At 71.4% G+C, this 22,543-nt stretch carries 20 protein-coding genes and 1 other RNA gene; 13 read left to right on the top strand and 8 right to left on the bottom strand.

All coding sequences use genetic code 11. The features are described from left to right. Nucleotides 1-15: 15 nt before the first annotated feature. From K0V08_RS02215 to K0V08_RS02230, 4 genes are read left to right on the top strand one after another with little or no spacing between them, the layout of a single operon-like run. Complete coding sequence (locus K0V08_RS02215; RefSeq protein ID WP_012037989.1) at nucleotides 16-210, top strand: hypothetical protein; 195 nt, start codon at nucleotides 16-18, stop codon at nucleotides 208-210. Next, nucleotides 210-587 (top strand): TadE/TadG family type IV pilus assembly protein, encoded by a 378-nt coding sequence (locus K0V08_RS02220; protein WP_012037990.1) that lies wholly within the window; start codon nucleotides 210-212, stop codon nucleotides 585-587. The genes K0V08_RS02215 and K0V08_RS02220 overlap by 1 nt, the downstream gene beginning before the upstream one ends. Beyond that, a complete protein-coding gene (locus K0V08_RS02225) occupies nucleotides 562-1,017 on the top strand; it encodes a hypothetical protein (RefSeq protein WP_079532724.1) in 456 nt (151 codons plus the stop codon). The genes K0V08_RS02220 and K0V08_RS02225 overlap by 26 nt, the downstream gene beginning before the upstream one ends. Continuing rightward, nucleotides 1,014-1,553 carry a pilus assembly protein TadG-related protein gene (locus tag K0V08_RS02230; protein WP_079532727.1) on the top strand — a complete coding sequence of 180 codons (540 nt, stop codon included), beginning with the start codon at nucleotides 1,014-1,016 and terminating at the stop codon, nucleotides 1,551-1,553. Before K0V08_RS02225 ends, K0V08_RS02230 begins: the two co-directional genes overlap by 4 nt. A gap of 7 nt (nucleotides 1,554-1,560) precedes the next feature. On the opposite strand, the gene K0V08_RS02235 is transcribed toward K0V08_RS02230, so the two are convergent. Then, the gene (locus tag K0V08_RS02235; protein WP_079532731.1) at nucleotides 1,561-2,868 is read right to left on the bottom strand and encodes an MFS transporter; all 1,308 of its coding nucleotides are present in this window, start codon (nucleotides 2,866-2,868) and stop codon (nucleotides 1,561-1,563) included. 75 nt (nucleotides 2,869-2,943) lie between these two features. On the opposite strand from K0V08_RS02235, the gene prfB reads away from it, so the two are divergent. From prfB to ssrA, 5 genes are all read left to right on the top strand, one after another. Next, nucleotides 2,944-4,047, top strand: coding sequence for a peptide chain release factor 2 (gene prfB / locus K0V08_RS02240; protein WP_012037994.1), 1,104 nt, complete (start codon nucleotides 2,944-2,946; stop codon nucleotides 4,045-4,047). Between the two features lie 75 nt (nucleotides 4,048-4,122). After that, entirely contained in the window at nucleotides 4,123-5,778 is a 1,656-nt protein-coding gene (gene ftsE, locus K0V08_RS02245; protein ID WP_172407305.1) for a cell division ATP-binding protein FtsE, read from the top strand. Further along, entirely contained in the window at nucleotides 5,775-6,692 is a 918-nt protein-coding gene (gene ftsX, locus K0V08_RS02250; RefSeq protein WP_012037996.1) for a permease-like cell division protein FtsX, read from the top strand. Before ftsE ends, ftsX begins: the two co-directional genes overlap by 4 nt. 66 nt (nucleotides 6,693-6,758) lie before the next feature. Beyond that, the gene (smpB, locus tag K0V08_RS02255; protein WP_012037997.1) at nucleotides 6,759-7,235 is read left to right on the top strand and encodes an SsrA-binding protein SmpB; all 477 of its coding nucleotides are present in this window, start codon (nucleotides 6,759-6,761) and stop codon (nucleotides 7,233-7,235) included. A 141-nt stretch (nucleotides 7,236-7,376) separates the two neighbouring features. Beyond that, nucleotides 7,377-7,752: a transfer-messenger RNA gene (ssrA, locus tag K0V08_RS02260) on the top strand. A gap of 100 nt (nucleotides 7,753-7,852) precedes the next feature. Here the strand turns inward: ssrA and K0V08_RS02265 are convergent. Genes K0V08_RS02265 through K0V08_RS02275 form a run of 3 tightly spaced genes read right to left on the bottom strand, consistent with a single transcriptional unit; the run spans nucleotide 7,853 to nucleotide 11,777 of the window. Further along, nucleotides 7,853-9,664, bottom strand: coding sequence for an ABC transporter permease (locus tag K0V08_RS02265; protein WP_079532733.1), 1,812 nt, complete (start codon nucleotides 9,662-9,664; stop codon nucleotides 7,853-7,855). Nucleotides 9,665-9,666: 2 nt separating this feature from the next. Next, entirely contained in the window at nucleotides 9,667-10,695 is a 1,029-nt protein-coding gene (locus K0V08_RS02270) for an ABC transporter ATP-binding protein (protein WP_012037999.1), read from the bottom strand. Beyond that, a complete protein-coding gene (locus K0V08_RS02275; protein ID WP_012038000.1) occupies nucleotides 10,695-11,777 on the bottom strand; it encodes an extracellular solute-binding protein in 1,083 nt (360 codons plus the stop codon). Before K0V08_RS02275 ends, K0V08_RS02270 begins: the two co-directional genes overlap by 1 nt. Nucleotides 11,778-12,016: 239 nt before the next feature. Between K0V08_RS02275 and K0V08_RS02280 the strand changes: the two genes are divergently transcribed. Further along, the gene (locus tag K0V08_RS02280) at nucleotides 12,017-13,519 is read left to right on the top strand and encodes an MFS transporter (protein WP_079532736.1); all 1,503 of its coding nucleotides are present in this window, start codon (nucleotides 12,017-12,019) and stop codon (nucleotides 13,517-13,519) included. Between the two features lie 31 nt (nucleotides 13,520-13,550). Here K0V08_RS02280 and K0V08_RS02285 read toward each other — a convergent pair whose 3' ends face one another. Genes K0V08_RS02285 through aroA form a run of 3 tightly spaced genes read right to left on the bottom strand, consistent with a single transcriptional unit; the run spans nucleotide 13,551 to nucleotide 16,910 of the window. After that, complete coding sequence (locus tag K0V08_RS02285; RefSeq protein WP_079532739.1) at nucleotides 13,551-14,363, bottom strand: inositol monophosphatase family protein; 813 nt, start codon at nucleotides 14,361-14,363, stop codon at nucleotides 13,551-13,553. A gap of 10 nt (nucleotides 14,364-14,373) precedes the next feature. Further along, the gene (rsgA, locus tag K0V08_RS02290; protein ID WP_079532741.1) at nucleotides 14,374-15,450 is read right to left on the bottom strand and encodes a ribosome small subunit-dependent GTPase A; all 1,077 of its coding nucleotides are present in this window, start codon (nucleotides 15,448-15,450) and stop codon (nucleotides 14,374-14,376) included. Then, entirely contained in the window at nucleotides 15,447-16,910 is a 1,464-nt protein-coding gene (aroA, locus tag K0V08_RS02295; RefSeq protein WP_079532743.1) for a 3-phosphoshikimate 1-carboxyvinyltransferase, read from the bottom strand. Before aroA ends, rsgA begins: the two co-directional genes overlap by 4 nt. 130 nt (nucleotides 16,911-17,040) lie before the next feature. On the opposite strand from aroA, the gene K0V08_RS02300 reads away from it, so the two are divergent. Genes K0V08_RS02300 through K0V08_RS02310 form a run of 3 tightly spaced genes read left to right on the top strand, consistent with a single transcriptional unit; the run spans nucleotide 17,041 to nucleotide 18,514 of the window. Beyond that, nucleotides 17,041-17,799, top strand: a complete 759-nt coding sequence (locus tag K0V08_RS02300; protein ID WP_228510682.1) for a sigma-70 family RNA polymerase sigma factor — start codon at nucleotides 17,041-17,043, stop codon at nucleotides 17,797-17,799. Then, nucleotides 17,796-18,038 (top strand): zf-HC2 domain-containing protein, encoded by a 243-nt coding sequence (locus tag K0V08_RS02305; RefSeq protein WP_012038006.1) that lies wholly within the window; start codon nucleotides 17,796-17,798, stop codon nucleotides 18,036-18,038. The genes K0V08_RS02300 and K0V08_RS02305 overlap by 4 nt, the downstream gene beginning before the upstream one ends. A gap of 35 nt (nucleotides 18,039-18,073) precedes the next feature. Next, nucleotides 18,074-18,514: a GNAT family N-acetyltransferase gene (locus K0V08_RS02310; RefSeq protein WP_012038007.1), complete on the top strand. Its 441-nt coding sequence runs from the start codon at nucleotides 18,074-18,076 to the stop codon at nucleotides 18,512-18,514. A gap of 101 nt (nucleotides 18,515-18,615) precedes the next feature. Here the strand turns inward: K0V08_RS02310 and K0V08_RS02315 are convergent, their stop codons facing one another. Beyond that, nucleotides 18,616-22,434, bottom strand: a complete 3,819-nt coding sequence (locus tag K0V08_RS02315) for a multifunctional oxoglutarate decarboxylase/oxoglutarate dehydrogenase thiamine pyrophosphate-binding subunit/dihydrolipoyllysine-residue succinyltransferase subunit (protein WP_079532746.1) — start codon at nucleotides 22,432-22,434, stop codon at nucleotides 18,616-18,618. Nucleotides 22,435-22,543: the final 109 nt, after the last annotated feature.

Here is a 22,543-nt window from a genome sequence, read left to right on the forward strand (position 1 = left end):
ACCGAGAGGCACGACATGACCGACGAACGAGACGCACTGGGCACGGATGCGACGCCCGGAGCGCCGTGGGACGACGACCGCGGCGACGTGCCCGGCTGGGTGCTCATCACGCTGATGACGGCCGGGCTCGTCATCATCCTCTGGGGAGTGGCGGGCCCCCTCCTGCAGAACGTGTTCACCCAGGCCATCGACCGGGTCACGTCGTTCTGATGCGCGACGACCGCGGCTCGGCACCAGCCGAGTTCGTCATGGTCGGCGCCCTCCTCGTCGTCCTCGCCCTGTCGGTGGTCCAGCTCGCGCTGGCGCTGCACGTGCGGACGACCGTGCTCGACGCCGCCGCGGAGGGCGCGCGCACTGCGGCGCTCGCGGGCGCCACCCGCGCCGACGGCATCGAGCGCACGCGCGAGCTGATCACGACGGCGGTGGGAGCTCGGTACGCGGAGGACGTCACCGCGGGTACGGGCACCGTGCTCGGGCACGCGGTCGTCAGCGTCACCGTGCGGACGACGCTGCCCCTCATCGGCCTCCTGGGCGTCGACCGCGGGTTGGAGGTGACGGGCCATGCGGCCGTGGAGCGCCTGGGCTGACGACCGGGGCTCGGCGGCGCTCGAGTTCATCACGGCGGGTGTGCTCCTCCTCGTCCCGCTCGTCTACCTCGTCCTCGCCCTGTCCGCGATCCAGGGTGCGGCGCTGGGCACGGAGGGCGCAGCCCGGCAGGCTGCGCGCGTCTACGTGCGGGCGGACGACGACGCCGCAGGACGCCGCGAGGCGCGGTCGGCCGTCGAGGTCACGCTCGCCGACCAGGGGATCGCCCCCGGCGGGATCGCCCTCGACATCACGTGCACGCCGGATCCGCAGAGCTGCCACGCCCCGCGGTCGCTCGTGCACGTGTCGGTGCGCGTCGCGGCCGAGCTGCCTCTCGCGCCGCCCGTCGCCGGGCCGGACGCGCCCGGATCGGTCGCGGTCCACGGCGATGCGGACGAGCGCGTCTCGGTCTTCGCACGAGGGGGACGATGACCGCCGGCAGGACGCGGCCTCGTCGCGGCCGCGCGGCGATCCCGGCGGTCGCCCCGGCCGAGGACGAGGGTTCGATCCTTCCGCTCGTGATCGCGTCCTGCGCGCTCGGCCTCGCCGTGATCCTCATGGTGTCCGCGGCGTCCTCGCTCTACCTCGAACGCGTCCGGCTCTTCTCCCTCGCGGACGCGGCCGCGCTGGCGGGCGCCGAGTCCTTCGACGTGGACGGGGGCGGACCGGCGGCTGTCGCGGTCGGCGACGACGGCGTCGCGCTCCCGCCCCTCACGGACGCGGGCGTCGCCTCCACGGTCACGGCGTTCCTCGCCGACGAGCCGACGGCCGGCATCCACGACCTCCGCGTCGACGGCGCCACGACGCCGGACGGCCGCAGCGCGCGCGTCACCCTCTCCGCCACGTGGATCCCGCCGGTCGCCTCGCTGTTCGCCCCCGACGGCGTGCGCATCGACGTCACGAGCACCGCCCGCAGCGTGCTGGTGGGGCCGGGCGCCGCGCCGGTCGGGCCGGCGGGAGGTGGGTGAGTGGCCCTCAGGCGGTCGGCCGCGGCTTCCGCGGCACATACCGCGGGACGTACCGCACGAGGATCCCCGCGCCGATGAGCCCGAGCACCCCCATCACGCCGCTGGCGACGGCGAGCGACGCGGCGGAGGTGAGGGCGGCGATGAGGAGCGGGGACGCGGCGCTGCCGGCGTCGCCCGTGAAGCGCCAGGCGCCGAGGAAGGGGGCCGGGTCTTCACGCGGCGCGAGGTCGGCGCCGAGGGTCATGAGGATCCCCGAGCCCACGCCGTTGGCGACCGACATGAACATGGCCACGCCGATGAACCACTGCACGCTCGTCGGCAGGTCGGGCGTGAACGCGAGCACGAGGTAGCCGAGGCCGAGCCCCACCATCGACGGCACGGCGCTCCACAGGCGGCCGAAGCGGTCCATGATCTGGCCGCTCGCGTAGAAGAGGGCGAAGTCCACGCCGCCCGCGATGCCGATCAGCAGGGCCGTGTTCGCGTCCGAGATGCCGATGCTCACGGCCCACAGGGGGAGGAGCACGCCGCGGCCCGCGCGCATCGCGCCGATGAGGGCCGCGCCCGAGCCGAGCTTCACGAGCACGCCCTTGAACCGCCACAGCGTGCGCGCGAGCCCGGCCGACTCGCGCGCTGGGGGAGCGGCGCCCGCGGTCGCCGCCACGGACTCGTCGTCCTGCGGCTCGCCGGCCGTCGCGGGTGCCGCGCTCCGCAGGTCGGCGGTGCGGTTGCGGCGCACGACGTCCATCGGGTCGGGCAGCACGAGGAGCGTCACGGCGGCCGCGAGGCACGCCACGATGTGGATCACGAACGCGGACTGCGAGGCGCCCGTCAGGTGGATCACGCCGGCGGCCAGGAACGGCCCCACGAAGTAGCCGGCGCGGAACGTGCCGCCGAGCGTCGAGAGCGCGCGGGCGCGGTACGCCTGCGGCACGAAGCTCGTCATGAACGCGTGCCGGGCGAGCGCGAACACGGCCGTCGAGACGCCGATGAGGAAGACGCCGATGCCGAGCACGAGCGGGTTCGGCGCGAGGAGGCAGAGCACCAGGCCGCCGATGGAGACGAAGGCCGCGCCGATCATGGCGGTCCGCTCGCCGATGCGGCTCACCACGGATCCGCTCGGGATGTCGCCCACGAGCTCGCCGAGCATGATCATGCCGCCGATGAACGCGGCGATCGCGAGCGAGGCACCGAGGCTGCCCGCGACGATCGGGATGATGGGGATGATCGCCCCCTCGCCGATGGAGAAGAGGAGCGCGGGCAGCAGCGCCGGGAGCGCCACCGCGCGGAGGGAGAAGGGGGCATCGGGGGTCGACATCGCCCCCGAGCCTACGCGCGGGCGGCCCCCGCCCCGGACGCCGCCGACGGCCCTGACGGTAGGCTGGGCGGCACCATGATCGACCAGGACTTCTCTTCGCGGATCACAGAATTGCGCGACACCTACTCCAACATCCGCTCGGTGATCGGCGTCGAGCGCCTGCAGCAGGAGGTCGAGGAGCTGAGCGCCCAGGCGGGCGAGCCGGACCTCTGGGACGACACCGAGAAGGCGCAGAAGGTCACGAGCGACCTGAGCCACCGGCAGTCGGAGCTGAAGCGCATCGACGAGCTGCAGCGCCGCCTGGACGACCTCGACGTGCTCGTCGAGATGGCCAAGGACGACGAGGAGTCCGCCGAGGAGGCGGTCGTCGAGCTCGCCGGCATCACCAAGATCATGGACGAGCTCGAGGTGCAGACGCTCCTCAACGGCGAGTTCGACCCGCGCCCCGCGGTCGTCACCATCCGCGCGGGCGCCGGCGGCGTAGACGCCGCGGACTTCGCCGAGATGCTGATGCGCATGTACCTGCGCTGGGCCGAGCAGCACGACTACTCCGCCACCGTGCTCGACACCTCCTACGCGGAGGAGGCGGGCATCAAGTCCGCCACCTTCGAGATCGACGCGCCGTACGCATTCGGCACGCTCTCGGTCGAGGCGGGCACGCACCGCCTCGTGCGCATGAGCCCCTTCAACTCCGCGGGGAAGCGCCAGACGTCGTTCGCGGCGGTCGAGGTCGTGCCGCTCATCGAGCAGACGGAGTCGATCGAGATCCCCGAGAACGAGATGCGCGTCGACGTCTTCCGCTCGTCCGGCCCCGGCGGCCAGTCCGTCAACACGACCGACTCCGCCGTGCGCATCACCCACCTGCCGACCGGTATCGTCGTCACCTGCCAGAACGAGAAGAGCCAGATCCAGAACCGCGCCGCCGCCCTCCGGGTGCTGCAGTCGCGCCTGCTCCTCGTGCAGCGCGAGCAGGAGGCGGCCACCAAGAAGGAGCTCGCCGGCAACATCACCGCGAGCTGGGGCGACCAGATGCGCAGCTACGTGCTCGCGCCGTACCAGATGGTCAAGGACCTCCGCACGGAGCACGAGGTGAACAACCCGTCCAACGTGTTCGACGGCGACCTCGACGGCTTCATCTCCGCGGGGATCCGCTGGCGGAAGTCGCCCGACCGCGCCTGAGAGAGTCCGGAGGACCGCTCGCCGCGGTGAGTCGATGCGGCGAAAGGCACCTCCCGTGCCTAGGGTCGTACCGACATGATCAGGTTCGACCACGTATCCAAGGTGTATCCCGGCAACCCCCGACCGGCGCTGAGCTCCGTCGACCTCGAGATCCTGCGGGGGGAGTTCGTCTTCCTCGTCGGCGCATCCGGGTCAGGCAAGTCCAGCTTCCTGCGTCTCGTGCTCAAGGAGGACCGGCCGACCAACGGCACGATCCACGTCCTGGGCCAGCAGCTGAACCAGCTGTCGAGCCGCAAGGTCCCGTACTACCGGCGCAGCCTGGGGGTTGTGTTCCAGGACTTCCGGCTGCTCCCGAACAAGTCGGTCTTCGACAACGTCGCCTTCACCCTCCAGGTGATCGGCAAGTCGCGCGGCTTCATCCAGGAGGCCGTCCCGGACGTGCTCGCCATGGTGGGCCTCCAGGGCAAGGAGCAGCGCCTCCCGCACGAGCTCTCCGGCGGCGAGCAGCAGCGCGTGGCCATCGCCCGCGCCGTGGTCAACAAGCCGGCCGTGCTCCTCGCCGACGAGCCCACGGGCAACCTCGACCCGCTGACGAGCGCGGGGATCATGCAGGTGCTCGAGCGGATCAACGCCAACGGCACCACGGTGATCATGGCCACCCACGACTCCGGCATCGTCGACCAGATGCAGAAGCGCGTGATCGAGCTGATCGGCGGGGAGGTCGTCCGCGACGAGGTCGGCGGCCAGTACCAGACCTCCGCGATCGACCTGCCGCGCACGGCCGAGAACCCGGTCGGCGTGAACCCGGAGCACCCGCCCGTCGCCGCGCCGACGCCCGTGTTCGTGCCCGCCGCGCCGCTCCCGGCACCCGTGCGCCCGACCGCTCCGGCGGAGCCCGCGAACGCCGCGGAACGCCGCGAGCAGGCCAGGCGCGACAAGCAGCGACGCGCCGACGAGAAGGCCCGCGCCAAGGAGGAGGCGACCCGCGAGGCCGCCGCCGCCAAGGCATCGAGGAAGCCCGCGAAGGGCGCCGACGCTCCGGCCGCCGTCGCTGCGCCGGCATCCGCCACGCCCTCCGCCGCACCATCCGCCGCGCCCGCCGAGGATGGCGTGCCGATCGTGCCGGCCACCTCGCCCGACCGCGACACCGAGCCCGCACGAGCGGCGCAAGCGGGACGCGACGGCGGGTCCGACCACGGATCCCGGCCGGTGGCTCCCGCCTACGCGCCCTCCGCGTTCGCCGAGGCCGCGCGCGTGGATCCCGTCCCCGAGCGCGAGATCGAGCGCGACGCCGAGCGCGACCGCCCGACCCCGCCCCCGGCCGCGGAGGAGCGCCGCGAGGCCGCCCCCTCCCGCCCGGAGCCGCGCGCAGCCGAGCAGGTCCCCGCGCGACCCGTCGAGCCGGCGCCGTCGCGTGCCGCCCCGGTCACCCGGGATGCCGCCGCGCCCGTGGACGACGGACCGCCCACCGCGCCCACCCCGCCGAGCAGGCGGAACGGCGGGGGAGCGGCCCCCGCTGCCCCGAGCACCGGATCCATCCGGCGGCTCCCCGAGGGCACCGGCGTCATCCGCCTCCCCGACCTGTCCGACGGCGAGGGCGGATCCGCGCCCGCCCACGGACGCGACGACGCCGAGCTCGCCGAGCTCGGCCTGGCCGAGAAGCTGGGCCTCCGCGCCCGAGGAGAGTCGCCGGACGACACCGGCGTACAGGATGTGGGGCCCACGCGATGAGACTCGGACTCGTCCTCTCCGAGGTCGGCCACGGCCTCCGTCGGAACGTCAGCATGGTCGTCTCGGTCGTGCTCGTCACCTTCATCTCGCTCACGTTCGTGGGCGCCGCCGTGCTGCTGCAGATGCAGATCGGCCAGATGAAGAACTACTGGTACGACCGCGCCCAGGTCGCGATCGACTTCTGCACCGACACCTCGGTGCCGAGCGAGACCTGCGTCAACGGCAAGGCCACGCAGGAGCAGATCGACGCCGTCAAGCAGCAGCTCGACAGCGACACGCTCGCCCCGTTCATCGACAAGTACTACTTCGAGGACCAGGACACGGCGTACAAGAACTTCCAGGAGCAGTTCAAGGGCGATCCCGTCACCGAGCTGGTGCAGCCGGAGTTCCTCAACGAGGCGTTCTGGGTGAACCTCAAGGACCCGTCGAAGTCCGACATCCTGAGCGACAGCCTCTCCGGGCTAGCCGGTGTCGAGAACGTCACCGACCAACGGCAGTACCTCGACCAGATCTTCTCCATCCTCAACGCCGCCAGCCTCACCGCCGTCGGCATCGCCGGCCTGATGCTCGTCGCCGCCGCCCTGCTGATCGCCACCACGATCCGCCTGTCCGCGTTCTCGCGGAGACGGGAGCTGGGCATCATGAGGCTGGTCGGGGCGTCGAACCGCTTCATCCAGACCCCGTTCATCCTCGAGGGCGTGTTCGCGGCGCTCATCGGGTCGGTGCTCGCCAGCGCGGCGACGGTGGCGCTCGTGAAGTTCTTCGTCCAGGGGTTCCTGAGCACGCGGCTCACGTCGATATCCCTCGTGAACATGGATGACGCGCTGCTCGTGGTGCCGATCCTGCTGGGGGTGGGCGTCGTGCTCGCGGCGGTCTCCGCGAACTTCGCCATCAGCCGCTATCTGCGCATCTGATCCTCCGGTAGGCTGATGGGCTGCCCGGATCCGGGCAGATCCACCCGAACCATCGAGGAGTCCACCGTGCCCAGGGAACGTGGCGAGAAGGTGGTGGCGACCAACCGCAAGGCGCGCCACGACTACACCATCGAGTCGACCTACGAGGCTGGCCTCGTGCTCACCGGCACCGAGGTCAAGTCGCTCCGGCAGGGGCGGGCCTCGCTCGTCGACGGCTACGCGTTCGTCGACGCGGGCGAGGCGTGGCTCGACGCGGTGCACATCCCCGAGTACAACCAGGGCACGTGGAACAACCACCCGGTGCGCCGCAAGCGCAAGCTGCTCCTGCACAAGGAGCAGATCCTCAAGATCCACTCCAAGGTGAAGGAGGGCGGCTACACGGTCGTCCCGCTGCAGCTCTACTTCGTCGACGGCCGCGCCAAGGTCGAGCTCGCCATCGCGAAGGGCAAGAAGGAGTACGACAAGCGCCAGACGCTGCGCGAGCGGCAGGACAAGCGCGAGGCGGACCGGGCGATGTCGTCCCACCGTCGCCTCGGCGAATAGCCCCTCCTCCCGGTGGTGCGACCGTCAGCGGTCGGGTACCATGGAGGGCTGGTCGCGGATGTCGCGACCGGCGATTGACAACTCGACAGCGTGGAACATGCGACCCGGCTCGGGCGCCTCTCGAGGCGCTGGGCCGTTCATGGGGATGATCGGTTTCGACATTGCCTGAATGACTGCGAGAAGCGGGTCGAGGATGCAGGGCTATCTCGTAAACGCTCTCTGCAAAATACAACTGCCAATAACAAGCAGTCGTCCTTCGCTCTCGTTGCCTAAGCGAGCGCACTAACAGGACCGTCGACCCGGTGATGCTCTCTAACCGGTAAGTCGGCGTCAGAAAAGGGAGCTCGCTGCGCGGTCGTGCCTCAGGGCCGCGCGGGACTCGAACTGAGGCTGGGCCCGTCGGATCAGATGCCAGGAGCAAGTTCCGGGGCCGAGCAGGACGCCTTTCCTGGATACACCCGTAGAAGGCGCAGGATTACAGCAGTGGACCGGGGTTCGATTCCCCGCATCTCCACCATCGCGTCGCATGCTCCACGCTCGTCGAGGGTCCGGAACCCTCCGGCACGACGAAGGCCCCGTCCACCCGGACGGGGCCTTCGTCGTGTTCGCCGTATGGATCAGCCCACCGGCGTGCGCGGCGCCGTCGGGGCGGGCGCTCCGGGGTCGCTCGTCGCGAGGGCCGGCGCTGTCGGCTCCAGCTCGGGCGAGCTCGTCCGCCCGCGTCGCCGCTTCCGCCCGCCCGAGCGCCCGTACACGAGGTACATCGTGAGCCCCATGATGATCATGAGCAGGACCGTGTAGACGAACGTGATGCTCATCGAGTCGAGGTTGGCCTCGCCCTCGGTGCTCGCCTTGATCGCGATGCCGAGCGGCTCGTACAGCGGCTGGTAGAGGAACACCGCCGCGTCGTAGTCGTCGAGCAGGCTGTTGAAGTTGAGCGCCGTGATGGCGGCGACGGTGGGGATCACGAGCGGCACCAGCACGCGGCGGAAGGTCGTGAGCGACTTCGCGCCGAGGATCCGCGCCGCGTCCTCGAGCGACTGCGGCACGCTCGCGAACGCCGCCTTCAGCAGGCGCAGCGTGAACGGCACCTTGACGATGATGTATGCCACGAGCAGCAGCCAGGTCGTGCCGGTGAGCACCTGCCCGCCGATGAGCGGCTGCGGCCGGTCGAACGTCTGCAGCAGCGCGAGCGCGATGAGGATGGTCGGCAGGATCCACGGGATGTGCAGCAGGTACTCGAGCGTCGCGGTGACCCAGTTGCGGTTCCGCTGGATCATGCGCGCGACGAACAGGAGCCCTGCCACGACGATGACGGCGGCCAGCGCGCTGTAGACGAGGCTCACGATGAAGGGCCGGAGCACGTCGGGGGAGCCGAGGACGGTCGCGTAGTTCCGCAGAGTGAACGAGTCCAGCGTGATCGTGCCCGTCTGCACGCTCTTCGAGTCGAGGAACGAGAACAGCACGATGAGGATCACCGGCAGCGCGTAGACCACGAACAGCGCGTACGCGACGACGTGCACGACGCCGTTCACGACCGGGTTCCGGATGCGCTGCTTCTGCAGCGGCGTCGCGACCTTGGCCACCGAGAAGTACACGCCCGACTTCTCGACGCGGTTCATGATGGCCAGCAGCACGATGGTCGCGACGCCCAGCACGATCGCGAGGAGCGCCGCGAGGTCGCGGGAGCTCGTGCTCTTGGAGAACGTGACGATCATCGGCGCCACCGTCTGGAAGCCCGTGCCGCCGAGCACCAGGGGAGCGGTGAGCGCCCCGAGGCCGGTGAGGAACGTGAGGACGGTGACCGCGAAGATCATCGGGCGCAGGGCCGGCAGCACGATGCGGAAGAGGATGCGACCCGTGCCCGCGCCCATGCTGCGCGCGGCCTCGATGGTCTGGTGGTCGATCGCCGCGAGCGACGAGCGGAGGAACAGCATGTGGTTCGTCGTGGTGGCGAACGTCATCACGATGACGACCGCGAAGTAGCCCGAGAACCAGTCGGGGTCGAGGTCGGGGAACGCCCGCTGCGCGATGGCCGTGACGAACCCGTAGCGGCCGTAGATGAAGTTGTAGCCGGCCGCGAGCACGATGCCGCCGTAGATGAGCGTCGTGGCGTAGCCGAGCCAGAGGACGCGGGATCCGCGCACCACGAAGTACTCGGTCACCAGCACGATGAAGATGCCGACCACGTTGACCGTGATCGCGAGGGTGACCGCGAGCAGGAGGCTGTTGCCGACGCTGCGCATCGCCCGGTCGGAGCTCAGGAGCTTCTCGAGCGCGCGTCCGCTGAACGCGCCGTCGGGGAAGAAGGTCGTGACGAGCAGGTTCGCGTTCGGGAAGACCAGGAACGTGACGACGAACCACAGCGCGGCGATCAGCACCACGACGCCGAGCGGGGAGCGCAGCAGGGCGCGGATGGGGGTGCGCACGGCTACGACCGGTACTGCAGGATCGCGGCCGGGTCGATGCCCACGACGACCTCGGTGCCGGGCGCGAGCGGCGGGGCGCCCGTCTCGGCGACGAGCGCCTGGACGGCGTCGTCCCCGAGGTCGACCCGGTAGGTGCTGTAGGACCCGTGGTACGACCGCTCGGCGACCACGCCGTCGATGCGCACGCGGCGGGCATCCGCGGGGGCTGCCCCGCGCGGGTCCACCGACACGCGCTCCAGCCGCACGTAGGCGCGGCCCGAGGCGTCGAGGTCGGCCGCCCCGGCGTCGCGGAGGCGCCCGACCGTCGAGGGCCCGAGCGCGTTGATGGCGCCGACGAACGTGGCGACGAACTCGGTGGCCGAGCGGTCGTAGATGTCCTCCGGGGTGCCGACCTGCTCGATCCGCCCCGCGTCGAAGACGGCGATGCGGTCGCTCATGGTGAGCGCCTCCTCCTGGTCGTGCGTGACGTACACGGTCGTGATGCCCAGACGCGACTGCAGGCCCTTCAGCTGGTCGCGCAGCTGCACGCGGAGCTTCGCGTCGAGGTTGGACAGCGGCTCGTCGAGCAGGAGGATCCGCGGCTCGAGCACGAGCGCCCGCGCGATGGCGACGCGCTGCTGCTGGCCGCCGGAGAGCTCGGCCACGTTCTTGTCGAGCTGCGCCTCACTCAGCTCGACCTGGTCGGCCATCGCACGCACGAGCCGGTCGGTCTCGGCCTTGCCGGCCTTCCGGACCGTGAGGCCGAACGCGATGTTCTGCCGCACCGACATGCTGGGGAAGAGCGCGTAGTTCTGGAAGACCATGCCCACGCGGCGCTTCTCGCTCGGCAGCCGCGTGGCGACCTGGCCGTCGATGACGATGTCGCCGCGGCTCGGGTCGACGAAGCCGGCGAGCGTCCGCAGCGCCGTCGTCTTGCCGCAGCCGGACGGCCCGAGGAGCGTGAAGAACTCGCCCTCGTGGATCTCGAGGTCGAGCCCCGGGATCGCCACCTGGTCGCCGAAGCGCACCTCGACGTCGTCGAAGCGGATCATCAGGGCAGGTACTCCAGCTCGGTCTTCTCGACCCAGTCGGCGATGTGCTCGCGCACGAAGCCGTAGTCGACGTCCTGCTTGTCGAGCGACTCGATGAGCTCCTTCACGGCCGGCAGCGCCTTCTCGCGCGCCGTCGTGTTGACGGGGTAGCTCGAGAACTTCTCCGCGAACGCGCCCTGGACGTCGGCGCTGCCGAACCAGTCGATGAACGCGCGGGCGCGCTCCTCCTTCTTCGTGCCGGCGATCTCGGCGATCTGCTCGGTGACGAACGGGACGCCGGCCTTCGCGGGCACGATCTCGGTGGTCGTGCCGTACTGCGCGTCGCGCGCCGCGATGCCGCTCGAGGCGAGCGTGCCGAACGCGACCTCGCCACGGGAGAGGCGGGCGTAGAGGTCCGTGCCCTCGACCGCGGGGGATCCGTTCGCGAAGTAGTCCTTCACGACCTGCCAGCCCTCGTCGCTGATGCCGAGGTCGCCGTCCGGGTCCTCGTACGGGGCGAGGAGGCCCGCGAGGATGAGCTGCGGGGTCGCCTCGCCTAGGCGCGTGTTCACCTCGTACTTCCCCTCGTACTTCGACGAGTACAGGTCGGTGACGTCCTTCGGCACGTCGCCGCCCGAGGTCTGCTTCGCGTCGTGGACGGTGACGATGGCCTGCTCCACGAGCGGCCAGTACGCGCCGTCGGCGGGGTCGCCCGCGGCCTGGTCGACCTCGCCCGACCACGCGGGCGTGTATGCGGTGATGGCGTCCTCCGCCTTGAGGTTCTCGAAGTACATGTTGTTGAGGCCGAACACCACGTCCCCGACGGGGTTGTTCTTCTCCGCCACGATGCGGTTCGCGAGGTCCGCTCCGCCGAGGCCCACGATCTGGATGTCGAAGCCCGCCTTCGCCGCCTCGGCCGTGACCCAGTCACCGCGGCCGTCGCCGTTGGAGTTCGTGTAGACGATGAGGGTGTCCCCGCTGGCGGGGGAGACGGCGGGGTCCGCGGTGCCGCTGTCTTGGGACGACCCGCATCCGCTGAGGGCGAGCCCGGCCGCGACGACGGCAGCGAGGGAGGCGGTGAGACGGCGGGCGCGGTTCTTCATGGTGTCCTCTCGGAGTGAGCACGTCGGTGTGCTCGCGGGCGGTCGCGCCTGGCCGGCACGAAGTCCCCAGGCTAGGAGCGGGATCCTCGGCGGCCCGACCCGGCGGACGCTGTTGGCTCGCTGTTCAGCATAGGGACACCCCGGACGATTCCCTCGGATGAGGAGCAGGCTGGTCGAGGCAGGTCGCCACCGCTCGCGGGAGCGGGAATACATAGCCCGTGTATGGGATTCGATACCTCATGACCGGACGCACCACCGCGGGCACGACCCCGACCTCGACCCCGACCGACGACCAGGAGCGCACCCGCTGGCAGGCCTTCTGGGTCTGCGTCGGCGTCGCGGCGCTCACCATCCTCGACCTGTCGAAGGTCAACGTCGGCCTCCCGTCGATCGAGGAGTCCCTCGGCGCCGGATCCACCGACCTGCAGCTCATCGTCGCCGGCTACGCCCTCGCGTTCGGCCTCGCGCTCGTGCCGGCCGGCCGTCTCGGCGACATCAGGAGCCGCCGGCTGATGTTCGTGGTCGGCCTCAGCTCCTTCACCGTCGCGAGCCTGCTCTGCGCCATCGCGCCGGACGTGAAGACCCTCGTGGTCGCGCGGATCCTGCAGGGCGTCGCCGCCGGCATCCAGATGCCCCAGGTGCTCGGCCTCATCCAGCAGCTCTTCCAGGGGGAGGAGCGGGCGCGCGCCTTCGGCCTGTTCGGCGCCGTCGTCGGCATCGCGACCGCGTTCGGGCCGACGCTCGGCGGCCTGCTGATCCAGCTCGGCGGCCCCGAGGACGGCTGGCGCCTGCTGTTCTGGATGAACATCCCGCTCGGCATCGTCGCCATCGCGTTCGCGCTCAAGCTGCTGCCGCGGAAGCAGGCGAGGCCCCAGCAGAAGACGGGCCTCGACCCCGTTGGCGTCGTACTCCTGGCGATCGCCACCTTCTCGCTCATGCTGCCGTTCGTGCTCACCACGGGCGGGCCCGACGACGACCCGCTCCGGTGGATCTGGCTCGCCGCGGCCGTCGTCGCGGCAGCGCTCTTCGTCGCGTGGGAGCGGCGCTACGAGCGGTCGGGGAAGTCGCCCGTCGTGCACTTCGCGCTCTTCACGCTCTCCTCGTACCGCAACGGGATCCTCATCGCCACCGCGTACTTCGCCGCCATCCCCGCGGTCTTCCTGCTCACGACGCTGTACCTCCAGCAGGGGCTGGGCCTCGCGCCCGTGTTCGCGGGCATGGTCAGCATCCCGTTCGCGCTGTCGTCGGCCGTCACCGCCTGGATCGGCGGGCGCCTCGTCTCGCGCCTCGGCCGGCAGCTGGTCGTGATCGGCCTCGCGATCGTCGCGGTCGGCATCACGCTGCTGCTCCTCGCCGCGGTCCTCACGCCGCAAGAGGTCACGCCGTGGGCGATGGCCGCGGCCATGCTCGTCGCGGGCGTGGGGGCGGGCTTCGTGATCTCGCCGAACCAGACGCTCACGCTCGCCGAGATCCCCGTGACCGAGGGCGGCGTCGCCGGATCCATGGCCCAGGTCGGCCAGCGCGTCGGGACGGCCGTGGGCGTCGCGGCCGCGTCGGCCACCTTCTTCAGCACGCTCTACGCGGAGGCCGCGGGCGGCGGCGACGCCAGCCTCTCGGTGTACCACGACGGGTTCCGCAACGGCTTCCTCGTGACGATCGCGCTGGTCGCCGTGGCCCTCACGCTCGGCCTGGTCGACCTCGGCCAGCGCCGCCGACGCCGGGAGCGCGCCGCGACCGCCTGAGCGGGAGGCGTGGCGCCAGGCGGACGCCGGCTCAGCGCGCGACGACCGCCAGCACGGCGTCGTGGAGGCGCCCGTTCGTGGCGAGCGCGGATCCGTGCCACGGCCCCGCCTCGCCGTCGATCGACGTGAAGCGTCCGCCCGCCTCCTCGATGACGGGGATGAGCGCGGCCATGTCGTACGGCTTCAGGTCGTGCTCGCCCGCGATGTCGATGAGGCCCTCGGCGAGCAGCATGTACGCCCACATGTCGCCGAAGTCGCGGGAGCGCTTCACGCGGGCGGAGAGGTCGAGCAGCTCGTCGAGCCGGTCGGCGTCGCGCCACCGCTGGACGCCGGCGACGCTCATCGAGGCGTCCTCGAGCCGGTCGACGTCCGAGACCCGGATCCGGCGCTCCTCCGACGTCGTCGCCTGTCCGAGGGTGTCGTCGACGTAGGCGCCGAGGCCCGTCGCGCCCCACCAGCGGCGGCCCAGCGCGGGCGCGCTGACGACGCCCACCACGGGCACGCCGTCCACGGCGAGCGCGATGAGGGTGCCCCACACGGGCACGCCGCGCGCGTAGTTCGAGGTGCCGTCGATGGGATCCACGATCCACTGCCGGGACGAAGACCCGGACGTGCCGTACTCCTCGCCGAGCACGCTGTCGTGCGGGCGGCTCTCGGCGATGCCGGCGCGGATCGCCCGCTCGACCGACGTGTCGGCGTCGGTGACCCAGCTGGAGTCGGCCTTCGTCTCGATGGCGAGGTCGGCCGAGCGGAAGCGATCGAGCGAGATCGCGTCGGCCATGTCGGCCAGCTCCCGGGCGAGCCGCAGGTCGGACGACAGGGAGTGCAGGGGTTCGGAGGCCACGGGGTCGAGCCTAGCGATCGGCCTGGTCGCCCTTCGACGCGTCGGACCGGTTGGCGACGAGGTGCTGGAGCGAGTGCAGGCGCTCGCGACCGGCGTCCCCGAGCTCGCCCGCCTCGACCCGGTCGACGATCTCCCAGTCGTGCGCCTCCGTGAGCGGGATGCCGCCCGGCGGCTCCCCCTCGGGCAGGTGCGCGTAGCTGGCGAAGGAGCGCAGGATGTTCGCCGGATCCACGTGCCCGAGCCCGAACGAGCGGACGCCCGGGGTGTCGATGATCCAGCCGTGGCCGCCGTCGCCCGTCTCGACGCGCATCGACACGGTCGAGCTCGACGTGTGGCGTCCGCGCCCGGTGACCTGGTTGACGACGCCCGTCGCGCGCTTCGCGTCCGGCACCAGGGCGTTGACCAGCGTCGACTTGCCGACGCCCGAGTGGCCGACGGCGACGGTCGTGCGGTCGACCAGCAGCGCGCGCAGCTCGTCGAGCGGCACGTCGTCCGAGCGGCTCAGCACGATGGGCACGTCGAGCACGCGGAAGTGGGCGGCGAACGGGGCGGGGTCGGCGACGTCCGACTTGGTGATGCAGAGGATCGGCTGGATCCCCGCGTCGAACGCGGCCACGAGGTAGCGGTCGACGAGGCGCGCGCGCGGCTCGGGCTCGGCGGCCGCGACGACGATGAGCATCTGGTCGGCGTTCGCGACGATCACGCGCTCGACGGCGTCGGAGTCGTCGGCGCTCCGGCGCAGGAGGGTCCGGCGCGGGGCGATGCGGACGATGCGGGAGAGGCTGCCCTCGTCGCCCGACGTGTCGCCCACGATGTCGACGCGATCGTTCGTGACCACGGCCTTCTTGCCGAGCTCCCGGGCGCGCGTGGCGATCAGCGTGTGCTCGTCAGGGGTGTCCTCGCCCACGAGGACGCCGAAGCGGCCGCGGTCGACCGTGAGCACGCGGCCCTCGACGGAGTCCGTGTGGCCGGGCCGCTGCTTGCTGCGCGGCTTGTTCCCCTTGGGGTTCGGCCGGACGCGCACCGAGGACTCGTCGTAGGCGTCCCAGACGCCGTCGTCCTGCTCGGGATCCGCGAGCCAGCTCACAGGAGGCCGCCGAGCCCGCCCGCGGCGCCCGGCCCGGTGATGCCGCCGAGGGCGAGGGGCTCGACGGCCGCGCGCGGCGCACGGCCGAGGAGCGGTCCGAGCCAGAGCTCCGGGAACTCGGGCAGGGTCTTCGCGGTCGTGCCGATGTCGTCGATCTCCACGCCCGGCACGGCCAGGCCGACGATCGCGCCGGCGGTCGCCATGCGGTGGTCCTCGTACGCGCGCCACGGGCCGCCGTGCAGCGGGGCGGGCTCGATCGCGAGGCCGTCATCGAGCTCGGTGACGGATCCGCCGAGCCCGGTGATCTCCGCCGCCAGCGCCGCGAGCCGGTCCGTCTCGTGTCCCCGCAGGTGCCCGATGCCCGTGATGCGGCTGGGTCCGTCGGCGAGGGCCGCGAGCGCGACCAGCGCGGGCGCCAGCTCGCCGCCCGTGCTGAGGTCGAGGTCGACGCCCGGGATGCGGCCGCCCGCCGCGAGCCCGGGGCCGCCGTCCACGACGAGCGCGTCGCCCTCGCGCGTGACGGTGGCGCCGAAGCGCGGCAGCAGGTGCGCGAGGTCCGCGCCGACCTGCGTCGTCTCCTCGGGCCAGCCGGGGATCGCGACCCGTCCGCCCGCGACGAGCGCGGCGGCGAAGAAGGGCGCGGCGTTGGAGAGGTCGGGCTCGATGCGCACCTCGCGGCCGGCGATGGGGGAGGAGGGCACGACCCAGAGGCCGGGCTCCGGGCTCTGGACCACGACGCCGCGCTCGGCGAGCGTGCGGATCGTCATCTCGATGTGCGGCATGCTCGGCAGCGTCGCTCCCGTGTGCCGGAGCCGGAGCCCCTGGGCGAACCGGGGCGCGGCGAGCAGCAGGCCGGAGACGAACTGGCTGGAGGCGGACGCGTCGATGGCGATCTCGCCGCCCGGCACCTCGCCCGTGCCGTAGAGGCTGAACGGCAGCGCGCGACGGCCGTCGTCGTTGACGTCGACCCCGAGCGCCCGGAGCGCCTCGATGGTGCCGGACATGGGACGCCGGCGGGCGCTCGGGTCGCCGTCGAACGAGACCGGGCCGAGGGCCAGCGCGGCGACGGGCGGGAGGAAGCGCATGACGGTGCCGGCGAGGCCGCACTCGATGGTGACGCCGCCCGCGAGCTCCGCCGGGGTGATCCGCAGGTCGGGCCCGAAGGCACCCCCGCCGTCGACCTCCTCGATGACCGTGCCGAGGGATCGCAGGGCCTCGATCATCAGCCGCGTGTCGCGGGAGCGGAGCGGAGCGCGCAGTGTCGACGGGGAGTCCGCGAGGGCGGACAGGACCAGCTCGCGGTTCGTCAGGCTCTTGGACCCCGGCAGCGGCACGGTCGCGTCCAGCGGGCCGTCCGCCACGGGGGCGGCCCACGGGCCGTCGTCCGTCGGCACGGGCGCGTGGGTCGGGTCGTCGTCGTACGGGCTGAAGGTGGGACCGGAATACCTGAAGATCTCCATGGGTTCACCAGAGTACCGGGCAGTCGTCCGGCAGGCCCGGATCCCGGGCCGGGAAGGATCACCCGTGATCACGAGGACAGCACCGGCGGCCCCGTCCGCCGAGCTCGTGCGCGCCGTAGAATCTGCCCTGATGGCCACTTCAGGGAACACCAGTCACGACGCGCCGGCCGACACCACCGGGGGCGCCGCGCCCACCGCATCCGCCGCGCCCGCGGAGCTCGTGGAGGCCGTCGTGCACTCCACCGAGGAGGCCGCCGACCAGCAGGAGGCGGAGCGGGCGGAGGTCGAGGAGCCCCGCAAGGCCCAGCCCGGCGACAACCGCGAGCTCTTCGAGGAGCAGGCGCTCCCGTTCATCGACCAGCTGTACGCCGCGGGCCTGCGCATGACGCGCAATCCCGCCGACGCGCAGGACCTGGTACAGGAGACGTTCGTGAAGGCCTACACGGCCTTCCACCAGTTCAAGCAGGGCACGAACCTCAAGGCCTGGCTGTACCGGATCCTCACGAACACCTTCATCAACAACTACCGCAAGAAGCAGCGAGACCCCTACAACGGCACCATCGACGAGCTCGAGGACTGGCAGCTGGGCGGCGCGACGAGCGCCACGGCGACCACCACGCGCTCCGCCGAGGCCGAGGCCATCGACCACCTCCCGGACAGCACCGTCAAGGACGCGCTGCAGTCCATCCCGGAGGACTTCCGCATGGCCGTCTACTTCGCGGACGTCGAGGGCTTCTCCTACCAGGAGATCGCCGACATCATGAAGACCCCCGTCGGCACCGTCATGAGCCGCCTGCACCGCGGCCGCCGGATGCTGCGGAGCCTGCTTTCCGACTACGCGCGCGAGCGGGGCATCTCCACCGCGCACCTCACTGGAGCGACGAAATGAGCGACTGCGGCTGCGACAAGGCCAAGAAGGATCTCGAGGAGTACCTGCACCACGAGCTCGACAAGGCGGATGCCGCCGACATCCGCGAGCACATGGCGAACTGCCCGGACTGCGCGCGCGAGCACCGCGTCGGCGTGGTCCTGCGGGACACCGTGCGCCGCGCGTGCAAGGAGGCGGCTCCCGAGGACCTGCGTACGCAGGTGATGGACAAGCTGCGCGCCATCCAGGCCACCCACTGACCCGGCGGCTCGCGCGCGGCCGGTAATCTCGGCATGTGACCAACGCGATCCAGTCCCTCGGGACGCCCTCCCCGGAAGACCTCACCGTCATCGTCGAGCTGCTCCGGCTGCTCGACTACGAGGTGGACGAGGACCGCGTCGCCGCGCGGCTCTCGCGCATGACCGCCGCGGCCGGCCACGAGACGTGGGTCGTGCGCGACGACGCAGGGGCCATCGCGGGTCTCGCGGGCGGCCACCTCATGTGGGGCCTCGCCGACGACGAGCCCATCGCGCAGCTGATCATCCTGGTCGTTCGCGAGGGACGCCAGGCGGGCGGAATCGGCTCCGACCTCATCCGCCACTACGAGGCGTGGGCGCGCGAGCACGGCGCGACGCGGTTCCTCGCGACCTCCGCGGCGGCCCGCGACAACGTCACGCGCTTCTACGCCCGACGCGGATACCACGCGTCCGGCATCCGCTACTCGAAGCTCGGCTGACCGGCCGTCGGCGCTCCCGGCGCCGCACCGCCTGCACGACGAGAGGCCCGATCCCCTGGGGGATCGGGCCTCTCGTCTTGCCGGGCGCGAGCCCGGGCGGATCACTCCGCGGTGGCCCGCGCGATCAGGTCCGTCTGCTCCGTGGCGTGCCGCTTGCTCGAGCCTGCGGCGGGCGACGCGGCGGCCGGGCGGGAGACGACGCGCACCTGCCGGTCGGGGATGACCCGGCCGAGCTCCACGTGGACGAACGGCCAGGCGCCCTGGTTCTCGGGCTCGTCCTGCACCCAGACGACCTCGGCGTCCGGGTACGACTCGACGACCCGGCGCACCTGCTCCTCGGGGAACGGGTAGAACTGCTCGAGGCGCACGAGGGCGATCGAGGTGTCCTGGCGCTTCTCCAGCTCGCCCAGCAGGTCGTAGTGCACCTTGCCCGAGTGAAGGAGCACGCGGCGGACCGCACCGCGGTCCTGGATCCGGACGTCGTCGATCACCGGCTCGAAGCGGCCCGATGTGAATGCCTCGACGTCGCTCGTCGCGCCGCGGAGCCGCAGCATGGCCTTCGGGGTGAAGACCACGAGCGGGCGGCGGGGCCGCGAGTACGCCTGGCGGCGCAGCAGGTGGAAGTACGACGCGGGCGTCGAGGGACGCGCGACGGTCATGTTCTGCTCGGCGCACAGCTGCAGGAAGCGCTCGATGCGCGCGGACGAGTGGTCGGGGCCCTGGCCCTCGTAGCCGTGCGGAAGCAGCAGCACGACGCTCGAGCGCTGGCCCCACTTCTGCTCGGCGGAGGAGATGAACTCGTCGATGATGGTCTGCGCGCCGTTGGCGAAGTCGCCGAACTGCGCCTCCCACAGCACGAGGGCGTCGGGCCGCTCGACCGAGTAGCCGTACTCGAAGCCCATGGCCGCGTACTCGCTGAGCAGCGTGTCGTAGATCCAGAAACGCGCCTGGCGGTCGCTGAGGTTCGCGAGAGGCAGCCACTCCTGGCCGTTGTCCCGGTCGTGCAGCACCGCATGGCGCTGGACGAACGTGCCGCGGCGCGAGTCCTGGCCGGCGAGGCGGACGGGCGTGTTCTCCAGCAGCAGGGAGCCGATGGCGAGGAGCTCGCCGAACGCCCAGTCGATGGATCCGCTGCGGCTCATCTCGAGCCGCTTGCGCATCAGCGCCTGCAGCTTCGGGTGGACGGAGAAGCCCTGCGGCGGGTTGTCGTGGGCGTCGCCGATCGTCTGGATCACCGACTCCGAGACGCCCGTGGTCTCGGGCTCCCCGTGGCCGTCGTCCTGCTGCGAGTCGGGGCGCTCCAGGTCCGCGACGGCGCCGGCGTCCTGGGTCTGGATCGGGATGGACGAGGTCTGCGCCGCGTGCGTCTCCGCGAAGGCGCGCTCCAGGCGGTCCTGGAAGTCCTTCTGCGCCGCGTCGTACTCCTCCTGCGTGATGTCGCCGCGACCGACGAGCGCCTCCGTGTACAGCTTGCGTACCGAGCGCTTCGCCTCGATGAGGTTGTACATGAGCGGCTGGGTCATCGACGGGTCGTCGCCCTCGTTGTGACCGCGGCGGCGGTAGCAGACGAGGTCGATGACGACGTCCTTCTTGAACTCCTGGCGGAACTCGAAGGCGAGGTGCGCGACGCGCGCGACGGCCTCGGGGTCGTCGCCGTTCACGTGGAAGATCGGCGCCTGGATGCTCTTGGCCACGTCGGTCGAGTACACCGACGAGCGGGACTCCGACGGCGGCGTCGTGAAGCCGACCTGGTTGTTGATGACGATGTGGACCGTGCCGCCCGTGCGGTACGCGCGCAGCTGCGAGAGCTGGAGGGTCTCGAAGACCACGCCCTGGCCGGCCATCGACGCGTCGCCGTGCACGAGGATCGGCAGGACGGAGAACGAGCCGATGGGCTTCCGGTCCTGCTTGGCGCGGACGATGCCCTCGAGCACGCCGTTGACGGCCTCGAGGTGCGACGGGTTCGCCGCGAGGTACACCGGCATCTCCTCGCCGTGGACTCCCCGGAAGGTGCCCTCGGTGCCGAGGTGGTACTTCACGTCGCCGGAACCCTGGACGGTGCGCGGGTCCTGCGTGCCCTCGAACTCGCGGAAGATCTGGCCGTAGCTCTTGCCCGCGATGTTGGTGAGGACGTTCAGACGACCGCGGTGTGCCATGCCGATCGCGACCTCGTCGAGCCCGTGGTCGGCCGCGCCCTGGAGGAGCGTGTCGAGGAGCGAGATCGTGGACTCGCCGCCCTCGAGGCTGAAGCGCTTCTGCCCGACGTACTTCGTCTGGAGGAACGTCTCGAACGCCTCGGACTCGTTGAGCTTGGACAGGATCCGCATCTGCTCGTCGTGCGTGGGCTTCGCGTAGGGCTGCTCGACCTTGCCCTGGATCCAGCGGCGCTCGTCGGGCTGCTGGATGTGCATGTACTCGATGCCGATGGTGCGGCAGTAGGAGTCGCGCAGGATGCCGAGGACGTCGCGGAGGAGCGCCTGGCGCCGGCCGCCGAATCCGTCGGTCACGAACTCGCGGTCGAGGTCCCAGAAGGTGAGCCCGTGGTTCGTGATCTCGAGGTCCGGGTGCGTGCGCTGCTGGTACTCGAGCGGGTCGATGTCCGCCATGAGGTGCCCGCGGACGCGGTAGGCGTTGATGAGCTCCTGCACGCGGCTGGTCTTGGAGACGCGCTCGGACAGGTCGACGTTGATGTCGGTGGCCCACTGGATCGGGTCGTACGGGATGCGGAGCGCCGCGAAGATGTCCTCGTAGAAGCCGTGCTGGCCGATGAGGCGCTCGTGCACGATCTTGAGGAACTCGCCGGAGCCCGCGCCCTGGATCACGCGGTGGTCGTACGTGCTCGTCAGGGTGATGGTCTTGCCGATGCCCAGCTCGACGAGCGTCTTGGGGGAGGAGCCCTGGAACTCGGCCGGGTACTCGAGGGCGCCGGCGCCGATGATGGCGCCCTGGCCCTTCATCAGGCGCGGCACGGAGTGGACCGTGCCGATGCCGCCCGGGTTGGTGAGCGAGATGGTGGTGCCGGCGAAGTCGCCCGCGGCCAGCTTGTTGCTCCGGGCCTTCTTCACCAGGTCCTCATAGGCCGAGAGGAACTCGCCGAAGGTCATGGCCTCGGCGCCCTTGATGCTCGGGACGAGGAGCGCCCGGGTGCCGTCGGGCTTCGGCATGTCGATCGCGATGCCGAGGTTGATGTGCGCGGGGGAGACGACGCTGGGCTTGCCGTCGACCTCGTCGTAGTGCACGTTCTGGCTCGGGAACTCCTTGAGCGCCTGGATGAGCGCCCAGCCGATGAGGTGGGTGAAGGAGACCTTGCCGCCGCGGGCGCGCTTGAGGTGGTTGTTGATGACGATGCGGTTGTCGATCATCAGCTTCGCCGGGATGGTGCGGACGCTCGTCGCGGTCGGGATGGTGAGCGACGCGTCCATGTTGGTCGCCAGGCTCTTCGCCATGCCGCGGAGCGGGGAGACCTCGTCTTCACCGGGCGGCGTGGGCTCGGCGCCCTTCTTGGCGGGCGCCTTCGCGGGCGCCTGCGCCGGGATCGGCTGCTGCTTGGGGGCGATGCTCGTGGTGCGCGCGGCGGGCTGGGACCCGGTCGCGGGCTGCTGCGCCTGCGCGTCGGGCTGGCCGGCGGACGCGGGGGCCGGCGTCGGCGCCGGGCTGCCCGTGTTGGTCGACGCGGGGGCTGATGTGCCCGACGGGTCGGGGATCTGCGCCTCGGCGGTCTGCTCGCCGGTGGCCGGCGTCGCCTCGCGGCCCTCGATCACGGTGGTGTGGTAGTTCTCCAGGATCGGCCACCAGCTCCGGTCGACGGAGTCCTTGTCGACCACGAACCTCTCGTACATCTCGTCGACGAGCCATTCGTTGGCTCCGAAGTCGCCCGTGGAACCGTCATCGGTCCCCGTACCAGTCACCTGGCTCGACACAGTTGATCGCCCGCTCTCTTGCTGTTGGTCGTCTGCCTCGCGCGGCCCGTTCGCGTGCCGCGCGTCCACGATCACCCAGCCTAAACCTTCCCCCGGTCGGGCCGCCGGG

The sequence above is a fragment of the Clavibacter michiganensis genome (assembly GCF_021216655.1).
Classification (GTDB): Bacteria; Actinomycetota; Actinomycetes; order Actinomycetales; family Microbacteriaceae; genus Clavibacter; species Clavibacter michiganensis.